13 protein-coding genes and 1 tRNA gene are annotated in these 13463 nt (G+C 44.5%); 13 read left to right on the forward strand and 1 reads right to left on the reverse strand.

Features of this window, described 5'->3' with window-relative positions:
• Positions 1–8 precede the first annotated feature (8 nt).
• From BA724_RS13955 to BA724_RS14015, 13 genes are all read left to right on the forward strand, one after another.
• A complete protein-coding gene (locus tag BA724_RS13955) occupies positions 9–968 on the forward strand; it encodes a ribose-phosphate diphosphokinase (protein WP_069939293.1) in 960 nt (319 codons plus the stop codon).
• A gap of 144 nt (positions 969–1112) precedes the next feature.
• The gene (locus BA724_RS13960) at positions 1113–1736 is read left to right on the forward strand and encodes a 50S ribosomal protein L25/general stress protein Ctc (RefSeq protein WP_069939294.1); all 624 of its coding nucleotides are present in this window, start codon (positions 1113–1115) and stop codon (positions 1734–1736) included.
• A gap of 96 nt (positions 1737–1832) precedes the next feature.
• Complete coding sequence (gene pth / locus BA724_RS13965; protein ID WP_069939295.1) at positions 1833–2393, forward strand: aminoacyl-tRNA hydrolase; 561 nt, start codon at positions 1833–1835, stop codon at positions 2391–2393.
• A 74-nt stretch (positions 2394–2467) separates the two neighbouring features.
• Positions 2468–5989: a transcription-repair coupling factor gene (mfd, locus tag BA724_RS13970; protein ID WP_069939296.1), complete on the forward strand. Its 3522-nt coding sequence runs from the start codon at positions 2468–2470 to the stop codon at positions 5987–5989.
• A gap of 87 nt (positions 5990–6076) precedes the next feature.
• Entirely contained in the window at positions 6077–6613 is a 537-nt protein-coding gene (gene spoVT, locus BA724_RS13975) for a stage V sporulation protein T (RefSeq protein ID WP_069939306.1), read from the forward strand.
• Positions 6614–6691: 78 nt separating this feature from the next.
• Positions 6692–8248, forward strand: a complete 1557-nt coding sequence (locus tag BA724_RS13980) for a putative polysaccharide biosynthesis protein (RefSeq protein ID WP_069939297.1) — start codon at positions 6692–6694, stop codon at positions 8246–8248.
• A gap of 9 nt (positions 8249–8257) precedes the next feature.
• Entirely contained in the window at positions 8258–9721 is a 1464-nt protein-coding gene (yabN, locus tag BA724_RS13985) for a bifunctional methyltransferase/pyrophosphohydrolase YabN (protein ID WP_069939298.1), read from the forward strand.
• On the forward strand, positions 9718–9978 hold the full coding sequence (locus tag BA724_RS13990) for an RNA-binding S4 domain-containing protein (protein WP_069939299.1): 261 nt from the start codon (positions 9718–9720) through the stop codon (positions 9976–9978). The genes yabN and BA724_RS13990 overlap by 4 nt, the downstream gene beginning before the upstream one ends.
• 83 nt (positions 9979–10061) lie before the next feature.
• The gene (locus BA724_RS13995) at positions 10062–10322 is read left to right on the forward strand and encodes a YabP/YqfC family sporulation protein (protein WP_245676223.1); all 261 of its coding nucleotides are present in this window, start codon (positions 10062–10064) and stop codon (positions 10320–10322) included.
• The gene (gene yabQ, locus BA724_RS14000; RefSeq protein WP_069939300.1) at positions 10319–10789 is read left to right on the forward strand and encodes a spore cortex biosynthesis protein YabQ; all 471 of its coding nucleotides are present in this window, start codon (positions 10319–10321) and stop codon (positions 10787–10789) included. Before BA724_RS13995 ends, yabQ begins: the two co-directional genes overlap by 4 nt.
• A 17-nt stretch (positions 10790–10806) precedes the next feature.
• Complete coding sequence (locus BA724_RS14005) at positions 10807–11205, forward strand: FtsB family cell division protein (RefSeq protein ID WP_069939301.1); 399 nt, start codon at positions 10807–10809, stop codon at positions 11203–11205.
• 87 nt (positions 11206–11292) lie between these two features.
• Positions 11293–11736, forward strand: coding sequence for a S1 domain-containing RNA-binding protein (locus tag BA724_RS14010; protein ID WP_069939302.1), 444 nt, complete (start codon positions 11293–11295; stop codon positions 11734–11736).
• A 327-nt stretch (positions 11737–12063) separates the two neighbouring features.
• Positions 12064–13155 carry a dipeptide epimerase gene (locus BA724_RS14015; RefSeq protein ID WP_069939303.1) on the forward strand — a complete coding sequence of 364 codons (1092 nt, stop codon included), beginning with the start codon at positions 12064–12066 and terminating at the stop codon, positions 13153–13155.
• A gap of 99 nt (positions 13156–13254) precedes the next feature.
• Here BA724_RS14015 and BA724_RS14020 read toward each other — a convergent pair.
• Positions 13255–13339: transfer RNA gene (locus tag BA724_RS14020), tRNA-OTHER, on the reverse strand.
• Positions 13340–13463: the final 124 nt, after the last annotated feature.

Raw genomic sequence — 13463 nt, forward strand, 5'->3', positions numbered from 1 at the left:
AGGTCATCATGAGCAATCAGTATTTAGATCCAAATTTGAAAATCTTTTCGCTAAATTCCAACCCGGCACTTGCCCAGGAAATTGCAGAATTTATCGGAGTTGAACTTGGCAAATGTTCCGTTACCCGTTTCAGTGATGGAGAAGTACAGATTAACATTGAAGAAAGCATCCGCGGCTGCGATGTGTACATCGTTCAATCAACAAGTGGCCCGGTTAATGAACATTTGATGGAACTGCTCATTATGATTGACGCTTTAAAACGAGCGTCAGCAAAAACAATCAACGTTGTTATTCCGTATTATGGATATGCGCGCCAAGATCGGAAAGCGCGTGCCCGTGAGCCGATTACAGCAAAACTTGTTGCGAACTTGCTTGAGACAGCGGGAACGACCCGTTTGATTACACTGGATCTTCATGCGCCACAAATTCAAGGATTTTTTGATGTCCCGATCGATCATTTAATGGGTGTGCCAATTTTAGGCCAATATTTTCAAGAAAAAGGGCTCAACAAGGACGAAATCGTTATCGTGTCGCCAGATCATGGCGGTGTAACTCGTGCGCGTAAGCTTGCGGACCGCCTTAAAGCCCCGATTGCGATTATCGATAAGCGCCGTCCCCGTCCGAACGTGTCGGAAGTAATGAACATTGTTGGAAACGTCGACGGTAAGATTGCCATTTTGATCGATGATATTATCGATACAGCCGGCACAATTACACTTGCGGCGAACGCCATTTCAGAAAGCGGTGCGAAAGAAGTGTATGCGTGCTGTACGCACCCGGTTTTGTCAGGACCTGCCATGGAGCGTATTGAAAGCTCAAATATTAAAGAGCTCGTTGTAACAAACTCAATTGCGCTTTCGCCTGAAAAGAAAACAGACAAGGTCGTGGAATTATCGGTTGCGCCGCTCATTGGCGAAGCGATCATTCGTGTGCATGAAGATCAGTCTGTCAGCACTCTGTTCGATTAATCATTACCCGAAACCCAATTCCTTCCGAGGTGTTGGGTTTCTTTTTGTACTGTTCATGTTTATAAATCACCTTCTTTGGGAATATACAATCATGTACACATAAAAAATGAACGATTTTATAAATCAGGAAGGTGAAGATCAGCTATGAGTAAATTACAAGCAAAGAAACGTGAAGGTTTTACGAGGGCAGCATTAACTAAAATTCGTACAGCAGGCTCATTCCCCGCTGTTATATATGGAAAAGGCGTGGAATCTGAACCGGTATCCGTTGAAGAATCTGAGTTCATTAAAGTGATCCGTGAAGTAGGAAGAAATGGTTTAATTTCATTAGATGTAGCCGGAAGCAAGCACGATGTGATTTTGCAGGAATATCAGCAGGATCCAATCAAAGGATTTATTGTCCATGCGGACTTTCTGGCGGTTGACCGTTCATCTGAGATCACCTCTCAAGTGCGTGTGGATATTGAAGGAGAAGCGGTTGGTTCTAAAGAAGGCGGCGTTATTCAGCAGCCATTATTCGAATTAAACGTTACAGCGAAAGTATCAGATTTCCCTGAGCACATATCTATTGATGTATCAGAACTTGCGATTGGTGACTCGATTTCAGTCGGTGATATTCGTGATAAATATGATTTTACGATTGAAAATGAGGACGAAGACACAATTGTTTCTGTTCTTCCTCCACAAAAACTGGAGGAAACAGAAGAAGGTACTGAAGAGACAAGTGAAACAGAAGCATCTACTGAAGGAGAAACAAAAGAAGACTAATCATTTGAATGAAGACAGGCAGAGTAATCTGCCTGTTTTTTTTGCATGCAGTCATGTATACTAAAAATAACTGTGAAAATTGAGGTGCAATGAAAGATGAAATTAATCGCAGGCCTTGGCAATCCAGGCGTAAAATATGCGGAAACACGCCACAATATTGGCTTTGACGTTATTGATGAATTGGCTAAACAGCTCGGCGCCGAATTAACTGAAGCGAAACACAAAGGCATATACGGCATTGTTCGAAAAGGAACAGAAAAAGTCATTTTATTGAAGCCGCTCACATATATGAACTTATCAGGTGAAAGCATTAGTGAAGTGATGCGTTATTATAGCATTGAACCGGATGATGTAGTCGTTGTATACGATGATCTTGACCTGCCACAGGGGAAAATACGACTTCGGCAAAAAGGCAGTGCCGGCGGCCACAATGGCATCAAATCGACGATTGCCCATTTAGGGACAGATCAATTTAAACGGGTACGGGTTGGAATTGGCCGGCCGGATGGTCCAATGAAGGTTGTCGATTACGTTCTAGGTAAATTTAGCAGCGATGAGCGAATCGTAATGAATCAAGCGGTAGAAAAAAGCGCAGCAGCTTGTATTCAAGCAGTAGACCATTCATTTATTGATGTCATGAATGACTTTAACCAATAGGTATGGAGCGTAAAAAAGCTTTGGGCGTATGCCCCAAAGCGTTTTTCTGTTTTGGAAAAGGGGGAACAATCGGGATGAACCATTTACTTGATTTATTTTTAAAGAATGATGAAGCGGTATCTGTCATCAATGGAATGGAGCTAGGGATGAAAGAACAGCTGGCCGCGGGCCTGTCCGGTTCACTGCGTGCTGTTTTCGCAGCTGCCGCACACCGAAAGCTTCAAAAGCCAGTGATGATTATTACATACAATATGCTTCAGGCTCAAAAACTGTATGACGATATCGTTCAATTTATACCAGACGAACACGTATATGTGTATGCTGCCAATGAACTGATTGCAGCGGAAATCAGTATTGCCAGTCCAGAGTTGCGCGCCCAGCGCATTGAGATGCTGAACCATCTGGCATTGCAAGGAACTGGGATATATATTGTGCCTGTAGCTGGTTTAAAAAAATTGCTTCCTTCAAAAGATAGATGGAAGCGACTTCAAAAAATATTTACAGCTGGAGAAGAAGTGGAACTGGAGAACCTAAAACACGAGCTCGTGGAAATGGGTTATGAGAGGGCGGACATGGTCTACGCGCCTGGTGAATTCAGTATTCGCGGCGGAATCATTGATCTTTATCCGCTCACATCCGAGCACCCGGTCCGAATCGAGCTGTTTGATACAGAAATTGATTCTATCCGGACATTTGCGCCGGATACACAGCGTTCCATTGAAAACATGAACTCTATTTTGATTGGTCCGGCGGCGGAAATGCCGGCTTCGGCGGAAGAACTGGCTGCATTGGCCGGACGGCTTCAAGACGCGCTGGATGATACATTAAAAAAAATCGGCAGCCCAGAAGTGAAAAAGCAGCTTTCTTCTTATGTAAGCGCCGATATTGAAAAGTTAAAACAAGGCATCCGTATCGATGAGCTGGGCAAATATACGTCGCTGCTGTACGCTCAAACGACGCTTGTGACATCATACTTGCCGGAAAATGGGGTCGTCTTTTTTGATGAAATGAGCCGAATTAAGGAAATAAGTGAGTCACTGGAAAAAGAGGAAGCAGAATGGTATACCGCTCTTATTGAAGATGGAAAAGCGGTTCATGGCTTAACGCTCGCACACACTCTTCAAGAAGCGATTCAGGCAACTGTTCAGCCTTCTGTCTATTTATCGTTATTTATGCGTCAGACAGCTGGTGGAAAACCAGAAAACATCGTCAATTTTTCCGCACGCCCAATGCAAAATTTCCATGGTCAAATGAATGTGCTTGAAGGAGAAGTAGAGCGGTGGAAAAAATCCGGGACAACGGTGCTTTTTTTAGGCGAAACGATGGAACGAGTTGAAAAGATAAAAGCGACATTAAATGACTATGGCATGGAAATCACTATGCTGAAAGACCAAAACGAAGTGATCGAAGGTGTCGTCCAAACAGGTCCTGGCGCTTTAACATCCGGATTTGAATTTCCATTGTTAAAGGTTGCGGTCGTTACGGAGCAGGAGCTGTTTAATAAAAGAGCACCAAAAAGCAAGCGGCGCCAAAAGCTTTCAAATGCTGAGCGGATCAAAAGCTACTCAGAACTGAAAACAGGTGATTACGTCGTTCATGTAAATCACGGAATCGGAAAGTACCTTGGCATTGAAACACTCCAAATTAACAACGTTCATAAAGATTATTTGAAAATTAAATACCAGGGCACAGATGAATTGTTCGTGCCGGTTGAGCAAATTGAACTCGTGCAAAAATATGTTGGTTCAGAAGGAAAAGAGCCGAAAATTTATAAGCTCGGCGGCAGTGAATGGAAACGGGTGAAAAAGAAAGTTGAGTCATCGGTTCAGGACATTGCGGATGATTTAATTAAGCTTTATGCTGAGCGGGAAGCAGCACGCGGTTACGCTTTTTCACCGGATGGAGACATGCAGCGTGAATTTGAAGCTGCTTTTCCGTATGAAGAAACAGAAGACCAGCTGCGTTCGATTCAAGAAATTAAGCGTGACATGGAACGCGAACAGCCGATGGACCGCCTGCTTTGTGGTGATGTTGGCTATGGGAAAACAGAAGTTGCGATCCGCGCGGCGTTTAAAGCAACGGCGGACGGCAAGCAGGTAGCAATTTTAGTTCCAACAACCATATTGGCCCAGCAGCATTATGAAACGCTGAAAGAACGGCTGCAGGACTTTCCGGTTAACGTTGGCCTGCTCAGCCGCTTCCGCACACGCAAGCAGCAAACGGAAACGCTGAAAGGCTTAAAAGCAGGAACGGTCGATATTGTGATCGGCACGCACCGTCTTTTGTCAAAAGACGTGCAGTATCAAGACCTTGGCCTGCTTGTCGTCGATGAAGAACAGCGGTTTGGTGTCACGCATAAAGAAAAAATTAAGCAGCTGAAAACAAATGTAGACGTGCTGACGCTGACAGCGACGCCTATTCCACGAACGCTTCATATGTCGATGCTTGGTGTGCGGGATCTGTCGGTCATTGAAACGCCGCCGGAAAACCGTTTTCCTGTCCAAACGTACGTCGTTGAGCATAATCTCGGCCTTATCCGTGAAGCAGCTGAACGGGAAATTGCGCGGGGCGGACAGGTATTTTACTTATATAACCGGGTTGAAGACATTGAGCGGCGTGCCGATGAAATTTCGATGCTCGTTCCAGATGCGCGGGTTGCCTATGCGCACGGCCAAATGACAGAAACAGAGCTTGAAGCCGTGATTCTCGGCTTTTTAGAAGGAGAATCAGACGTACTGGTGACAACAACAATCATTGAAACCGGCGTCGATATTCCAAATGTGAATACATTAATCGTTCATGATGCCGACCGGATGGGACTGTCTCAGCTGTATCAAATCCGCGGGCGTGTCGGACGGTCCAACCGGGTTGCGTATTCGTATTTTATGTACCGGAAAGACAAAGTGTTGTCTGAACCAGCAGAAAAACGCCTTCAAGCCATTAAAGAATTTACGGAGCTCGGTTCAGGCTTTAAAATAGCCATGCGCGATTTATCGATCCGCGGTGCGGGTAATTTACTCGGCTCCCAGCAACACGGCTTTATCGATTCTGTCGGCTTTGATTTGTATTCACAAATGCTGAAAGAAGCAATTGAACAAAAACAGGGCGGCGACAAAGAAGAAAAGGTGCCTTCATTCGAAGTGGACGTCACGATTGATGCGTATATTCCAGATGCGTATATTACCGACAGTGCACAGAAAATTGATATGTATAAGCGATTCCGTTCAGCAGATTCATTTGATGAAATAAATGAGCTGAAAGAAGAAATGACCGATCGTTTTGGCGACTATCCGCAAGAAGTGGCAGATTTATTTACGGTAGCAGAAATGAAAATTCATGCGGCTAAAACGAAACTGGAATCCATTAAGCAATCAAGAGACACGGTCACCATTTTAATGAGCGATGAGGGTACAAAAGAAATTGACGGCTCTAAGGTATTCGCCATTTGTAATAAATTTGGCCGCATGTGCGGGCTTGGAATGGAGGACCAGCGCTTGAAAATAACAATCGATGTAAAAAAAGCGCCGGAGCAAGGCTGGTTCAATGCTTCATTTGAACTTATTAAAGAACTGGAAACAGCAAAAAAACAAGTATAACTTCATGTATAGAATGCTTCTTTGTGAAAGATACTAACACCAAGAAATGGTTTTGATATTTTGATGGTGAAAGAGAGGCAGCCTATGATGAAAGCTACAGGTATTGTTCGACGCATTGATGATCTTGGCCGTGTAGTCATTCCGAAAGAAATCCGCCGTACACTTCGAATTCGTGAAGGAGATCCACTGGAGATTTTTGTGGATCGCGATGGCGAAGTCATTTTAAAAAAATATTCACCTTTTACAGAACTGGGTGATTTTTCACAGGAATATGCAGAAGCGCTGCATGACAGCCTGAATTACGCGGTGCTTATTTGTGACCGAGACACTGTTATCTCTGCTGCGGGTGTGAAAAAGAAAGATTATGTGGAACGAAAAATCGGTCCGGTTGTGGAATCCGTTATTCAGGAAAGGCGTTCAGCTGAAAGCAATGAACGGCGCAGCGTCGAATTGGCGGACGGCCGGACAGTAGAAGCAGAATCGTATTTTATCACACCGATTATTGCAGCCGGTGACACGATTGGAGCTGTTGTTTTATTTTCAGAAGAGCGGTCAGCCGGCGAGGCTGAACAAAAAGCGGCGTTCGTCGCTGCAGCTTTTTTCGGTAAACAGATGGAGCATTAATCCGGCCTCCCTTAAGGGAGCCGGATTTTTCTTTTCAAAAAGAAAAAAAATGCGTAAAGTAGTCACTGAGGTGGTTGCATGGAAACAGAGAAGTCACTATTAAAAGGAGCGGTTTTGCTGACAACTGCCGCGATATTTGTAAAAGTGTTAAGCGCGGTGTACCGTGTGCCTTTTCAAAATATAGTCGGGGATACCGGCTTTTATATTTATCAGCAAGTGTATCCATTTTACGGAATTGCCGCGGGGCTTGCTGTGTCCGGTTTTCCGGTTATATTATCCCGTATAGTGGCAGAGGCGGATGAACGGAGAAGTCAGGTGGCTGTCCATACCGCTTTTATAACAATTGGTACGATGGGTTTTATCGCTTTTTTATTGCTTTTTTTCAGCGCCGGATGGATGGCCGCATCAATGGGTGATAAAGCACTGAAGCCGCTCATTCAATGCAGTGCGCTGTTTTTTTTATTTGTTCCGTATATTGCGGTGAAGCGGGGAACGTTTCAAGGGAGCGGCAATATGGAACTGACCGCCTCCTCTCAAATGGCGGAACAGTCTGTCAGGGTCGCAGCCATTTTACTTTTTTCAGCTTATGCCGTTTTGTCGGATAGAACACTTTATGAAGCGGGACTCGGTGCTGTTACTGGATCGCTGCTCGGAATGGCAGTATCAGCTTTTGTCGTTTGGAAGCACAGCCGAAAGCAAAAGCGGAGTATTTTGTTTCTGTTTGACCGCAGGACAGCGGTAGAGATTATCACATGCGGGACCGCAATTTGTTTGTCTGCATTGACGCTTGTTTTTTTGCAGCTGGCGGATTCTTTTCAAGTGTACAGCGGACTGATTGCCTCTGATATGGCGGCAGCGGACGCGAAAATGTGGAAAGGCGTTTATGATCGCGGCCAGCCGCTGCTGCAGCTTGGTGTTGTGGCAGCTGTGTCTATTTCATTAACCATTGTTCCACTGATTTCGAAAGCATGGAAAGAACAAAACCAAAAAGCGGAAGCCGCATTCAGCCAGTTGGCGCTTCGTGTCAGTTTTGCGCTTGGGCTTGCCGCTTCTGCGGGCCTTGCTGCTGTTATGATTCCGCTGAATACGATGCTTTTTAAAACGGCGGATGGCTCAGGGTTTTTAGCTGTTTTTGGATTATCGATCTTTTTTTATTCAATGATGGCGGTAATGAACGCGGTTTTTCAAGGAAGAGGAAATGACTGGATACCGGCCGCGGGAACCGCAATCACGGTTGCTGTCAAATGGGGAGCAAACGCATTTTTAATTCCATCATATGGGTTGTACGGTGCCGCATTTGCGACAGCAGGTTCGCTTCTGGCCGGTGTCTTATTTTTAACGGTGATATGGGTAAAAAATCAGGCACCGCTTTTGACACGTGTGTTTGTGCTAAAAACAATAGCTGCAGCGCTGATCATGGCGTTCGTTGTCTATTTATTTGTGCAGCTCATTCTTCCAACGGATGCAGGGAGAATATGGAATGGTGCTGCCGCGGTAAGCGGGGCATTCCTCGGCGCCTGTTTGTTTTTGGTTTTCATGATAAAATGGAGAATATGGAATGATGACGATTTGCGTATCCTCCCTTTTGGCGATAAGCTTGCCAAGCGGGCGAGGAGAGAGAATAAAAGGAAGTGACAGATAGCAATGCATAAAATAACCATTGTTGGCCTTGGGGCAGCGAACTTAGATCAAATGCCGCTTGGCGTATACCGGCTGCTAAAACAGGCTAAAACTGTTTGGCTTCGAACGATGGATCATCCAGCGGTGGCCGAATTAAAAAAAGAAGGTATTCAGTTTGAAAGCTTTGATGCGATTTATGAAAAGCATGACCGGTTTGATGCGGTATATGACGAGATTGTAACAGAACTTTTAGAAAAATCCATTCATGAACCTGTCATCTATGCCGTTCCCGGCCATCCAATGGCGGCGGAAAAAACAGTTCAGCTGTTACTTGAGCGAAAACGGGCCGGAAAAGCGGATGTCGTTATTGCTGGCGGACAAAGCTTTCTTGATGCTTTGTTTACAAGTGTAGAAGTTGACCCGGCAGATGGCTTTGGTCTGCTTGATGGTACAGCCTTAAACCGGGATGATCTTCATATTTTCAGCCACCTTATTATTGCCCAAGTATATGATTCACTTGTTGCATCAGACGTGAAGCTGACACTGATGGAAAAGTACCCGGACGAGCATGAAGTAATGATTGTAACAGCGGCCGGAAGTGAGCATGAAGTCGTGCGGACCGTGCCGCTTTATAAGCTTGATCATGGAATGGAGCTGAACAACTTAACGAGCGTATACGTGCCGCCTGTCCAAAAAGAAGAAAATACATATCGTGAATTTTCGGTGCTGCGCGGTATTATTGCACGTCTTCGAGACCCGGAGAATGGCTGCCCGTGGGATCTTAAACAAACACATGCTTCTTTAAAAAAGTATTTACTTGAAGAAACGTATGAGCTATTTGAAGCGATTGATAATGAAGATGACGATGAAATGGCTGCTGAGCTTGGCGATGTGCTGCTTCAGGTGCTCCTGCACGCACAAATTGGTGAGGATGAAGGGATGTTCTCAATCGATGATGTGATTGAATCGACGTCGGCAAAAATGGTTCGCCGTCACCCGCACGTGTTTGGTGAAGCCACGGCCGAAACAGCTGAGGATGTAAAAGCAAACTGGCAGGAAATTAAAGCTGCAGAAAATGGACATAAGAGAGAAAAAGTGCTCGATGGCATTCCGAAAGGGCAGCCAGCGATGATGGAAGCCTACGACCTTCAGAAAAAAGCGGCGAAAACAGGTTTTGACTGGCCGGATGCATCTGGTGCGATTGAAAAAGTAAAAGAAGAATGGATTGAGTTTTTAGCAGAAACGGGATCGGGCCAGCCGGATAAGCTGCGAGAAGAATTTGGGGACGTCCTGTTTACCCTCATTAACGTGGCCCGTTTCTACGATATTCATCCAGAAGAAGCGCTTCAGGCGATTAACCGCAAGTTCCGCCGCCGCTTTAGCTTTGTAGAAGAGCGTGTCCTCGAGAGCGGTCGTCCGTTTTCGGATTTTACCCTTCATGAATTGGATTCATTTTGGGATTTAGCGAAACAGGAGGAAAGAAAATGAGACTCGATAAATTTTTAAAAGTGTCCCGGATTATTAAACGGCGCACGCTGGCCAAAGAAGTGGCGGATCAAGGCCGAATTTTGATTAACGGAACAGAAGGAAAAGCGAGTTCAAATGTAAAAGAAGGCGATGAACTGACGATCCGTCTCGGCCGCCGCGTCATGACGGTGCAAATTGAAAAGCTGCTTGATACAACGAAAAAAGAAGAAGCAGCCGGCATGTATACATTGCTTAAAGAAGAACAGCTAGGTGACTAATCGAAAGCAATCTTTTAAGGCGGGTGTTTTTTTCATGAAAGGGGCTTTCTGTGCATAGCATGTCTATAAAGGGGATGGATGCGATGGACATAAGACAAAGCCATACCGTAAAAATGGACGGGCGTAAAATGATTGAGTTAACAGGTGTGATGCAGGTTGACCGATTTGACAGTACGGAATTTTTGCTCGAAACTGTGATGGGGAAATTAAAAATCCGCGGCACAGGCCTGAAGATGAAACATTTTGATACGGGGAAGAAAGAAGCAGCCATTGAAGGGCGCATTACAGCTTTTATGTACGTTGAAGGCGGTTTTGGAAAATCATTCTTTAAACGGTCGACATGAGCCTCGGTACGCAGTTTGAGACCGCTATTGCGATGATCGGAATGGGGATTTGTTTTGGATTAATGGTTGAAATTTATCAGCGCATCCGTCCGAAAAAGAAAGGTGCTGTCTTTTTAACGGATGTGCTATTTTGGATCAATTATGCCGTTTTGTTATTCGCCTCTTTATACCATGTAAATGACGGCATTGTCCGGCTGTCATTTTTTCTTTTTTGGCTGGCGGGCTGCATGATGTATATAACAGGATTGAGGCGCTTTATTCTTCCGCTTGTGGATGGGCTTTTTTTCTGTATTCGCTTTTTATATCGACTCATCTATGGAATGATTCGACTAGTTCTTGTGATTCCAATCCTTTTCACAGCAAAATGTATACTTTCTCTTGCCAGAATGAGTAAGTTTCTATTATTATGGGTGGTAAAGGTGCTGATCGTGCGGCCGTGGACGGCAATTGTCCGTACGAAAAAATAAATGGTGGAGGAACGTCGATGCGCGGATTAAATAAAGAAAAAGTAGCTTCCATAAAAAATGCCTTTGTCATGAGCGAAGAAAAAAAATCCATGTTTAAGGTGCGGCATAAGCGAAAATTAATGCGCAGACTCGCTGCATTTACTGCAGTAGCACTGGTTATTATCGGTACCGTTTTGTCAGCTCTTGTCACACAGACCGGCGGCTTAAAAGAAAAAGAACAAGAGCTTGCGGAGGCGAAAACGACGCTGTCAGAGCTTAAGCAGGAGCAAAAACAATCAGAAGAAGAGTTAGTCCGTCTGAAAGATGATGAGTATATTGCAGAGCTTGCACGGAAATACTATTTCATGTCAGATTCTGGAGAAATTATCTTTAATATACCTGAAGAAAACGAAAATGCACAAACCTCAGAACAGTAAAGAAAGCAGTGTCATATTGACACGCTTTTTTTACGTACTATAATAATAAGTAAAGTTCGAACAATTTTAAGGAGGAACAATTTTTTTATGTCAATCGAAGTGGGCAGCAAGTTACAGGGTAAAGTAACCGGCATTACAAAATTTGGCGCATTCGTACAACTGCCGGAAGGTTCGACAGGTCTCGTCCATATTAGTGAAGTGGCGGATAATTACGTCAAAGATATTAACGATCATCTAACAGTCGGCGATGAAGTGGAAGTAAAAGTTTTGAATGTGGAGAAAGATGGCAAAATTGGTTTATCAATTCGTAAAGCAAAAGATAACCCACCGCCACAGCCGCAAACACAATATCGTCCGCGCCCACAGCGCCAGGGTGATTTCCGTCAAAAAGGACCACGTGGAGGCCAGCCGCCAGTCGAGAACTTTGAATCGAAAGTGGCCCGTTTCTTGAAAGACAGTGAAGAACGAATTTCAACATTAAAGCGTCAAACAGACTCACGCCGAGGTGGAAGAGGCGGAAGACGCGGATAACACTGCTCCCTGTCGATCCCATATATATGCAATACGTTTTTTAAATGACCCGAACATTGTTCAGGGTCTTTTTTTATTTGTGTTTAATTGGATAGGAGGAAGTGATTCAAGAAAGTTAATTTTTACGCAGCCGTATTATTATTTTTTGTTTCGTTTAGTATCATTATTCGGTTTGTCATTACATATCTTATCCTTTAAGGCTTTTACCTGCCAGTGATCTTGTTCCGGTGGGAATATGGATGGTCATTCTTGGCAGTTTATTAGGGACCTATTTTGGTATTTTCAATGCATAATTATTATCTTCGCTATAAAGAAAGGAGAATAGTTATGAAAATAAGAAACATAATCCCCAGCTGTCAAACCATTCCATTGATAAAACCATTTATTACGGCGCTTAGAAAGGTAACCTCGATCGAATTTGTTATGATTCGTGTCCTGCTTGAAGATGGAACGGAAGGGGTAGGAACCGCTTCGCCAACGGTTGTGATTACGGGTGATTCGCTGCAAGGGATTGAATCAGCTGTTCAGACGATTTTGTCTCCGCTCTTAATCGGCAGAGAGATCGAACAAATTGCCGCTTTATCGCAAACAATTCAGCACTCCTGTATTGGGAACACGAGCGCTAAAGCTGGTATGGAAATCGCTTTGTTTGACGCATACGCAAAGAAGCTGAATGTCCCGCTTTTTCAATTATTTGGAGGTAAAACGAATACTCTTCAAAATGATATGACAATCAGCATAAACGAAACAGATAGGATGGTAAAGGATGCAGTAGAAGGGGTTAAAAAAGGATTTAACGCATTGAAAATAAAAGCCGGCTTGGACGTCGCGGAAGATCACGAGCGGATCCAAGCGATTCGTGAAGAAGTGGGACCATTAATTGAAATAAGGGTCGACGCGAACCAGGGATGGACAAAAAAAGAAGCCGTTCGAATTATTGACGGGTGGGAAAAAGCCGGTTTGAATATTAATCTGGTAGAACAGCCTGTGGCAGCTTGGGATTTGGCATCCTTAAAGTATGTAACAGACCGCGTCAACACGCCGATCATGGCGGATGAAAGTGTTTTTTCGCCGAAGCAGGCACTAGAGCTGGTTCAAATGCGGGCTGTAGACTGGCTGAATATTAAATTGATGAAAGCCGGCGGCATTTTCCGGGCGATGCATATTGCTGATATTGCACAGGCGGGAGGCATTCCCTGCATGATCGGCAGTATGATGGAAAGCGGGACAGGAGTGCTGGCTGCCGCTCATATTGCCGCTGCCCACCCAAATATTAAAAAAATTGATCTAGACGCTCCACTCTGGCTAAAAGGAAGCGACTTCAAAGCATTTCCATTTAAAGGACCAACTATTGTTTTAAGTGAAAAACCAGGGATAGGATATGATTTTATGGAGAATAGCGGTGGAGGAGAAGCGTGATTCAATCGAAGTTGACAGACAGGGAAGAATGCACAGGGATTTAACGATATAGCTAATAAAAAAACTCGGTGAGCATTTGCTCACCGAGTTTTTTGTGTATGACCCCTACGGGATTCGAACCCGTGTTACCGCCGTGAAAGGGNNCCGTGAAAGGGCGGTGTCTTAACCGCTTGACCAAGGGGCCTTAATAAGAGTGAAGTATTGTTTAGCTTCAACGGCCAGCTCCTCGGAGACTCACAAGATGTGAGTCACAAAGGCGTTGCGACAGGAAGGCGCATTCTTAACCTTTGTTCATCTCGTATGCCTGT

Origin of the sequence: Domibacillus iocasae (assembly GCF_001750285.1) — a bacterium.
GTDB lineage: Bacteria > Bacillota > Bacilli > Bacillales > Domibacillaceae > Domibacillus > Domibacillus iocasae.

Bases quoted from the DNA above. Each gene is read 5' to 3' on its own strand.
- BA724_RS13980 (WP_069939297.1), top strand. From the start codon at position 6,692: ATGGAAACAGAGAAGTCACTATTAAAAGGAGCGGTTTTGCTGACAACT.
- BA724_RS14005 (WP_069939301.1), top strand. From the start codon at position 10,807: ATGCGCGGATTAAATAAAGAAAAAGTAGCTTCCATAAAAAATGCCTTT.
- spoVT (WP_069939306.1), top strand. From the start codon at position 6,077: ATGAAAGCTACAGGTATTGTTCGACGCATTGATGATCTTGGCCGTGTA.
- BA724_RS13955 (WP_069939293.1), top strand. From the start codon at position 9: ATGAGCAATCAGTATTTAGATCCAAATTTGAAAATCTTTTCGCTAAAT.
- BA724_RS14010 (WP_069939302.1), top strand. From the start codon at position 11,293: ATGTCAATCGAAGTGGGCAGCAAGTTACAGGGTAAAGTAACCGGCATT.
- BA724_RS14015 (WP_069939303.1), top strand. From the start codon at position 12,064: ATGAAAATAAGAAACATAATCCCCAGCTGTCAAACCATTCCATTGATA.
- BA724_RS13960 (WP_069939294.1), top strand. From the start codon at position 1,113: ATGAGTAAATTACAAGCAAAGAAACGTGAAGGTTTTACGAGGGCAGCA.
- yabN (WP_069939298.1), top strand. From the start codon at position 8,258: ATGCATAAAATAACCATTGTTGGCCTTGGGGCAGCGAACTTAGATCAA.
- yabQ (WP_069939300.1), top strand. From the start codon at position 10,319: ATGAGCCTCGGTACGCAGTTTGAGACCGCTATTGCGATGATCGGAATG.
- mfd (WP_069939296.1), top strand. From the start codon at position 2,468: ATGAACCATTTACTTGATTTATTTTTAAAGAATGATGAAGCGGTATCT.
- BA724_RS13995 (WP_245676223.1), top strand. From the start codon at position 10,062: ATGGACATAAGACAAAGCCATACCGTAAAAATGGACGGGCGTAAAATG.
- pth (WP_069939295.1), top strand. From the start codon at position 1,833: ATGAAATTAATCGCAGGCCTTGGCAATCCAGGCGTAAAATATGCGGAA.
- BA724_RS13990 (WP_069939299.1), top strand. From the start codon at position 9,718: ATGAGACTCGATAAATTTTTAAAAGTGTCCCGGATTATTAAACGGCGC.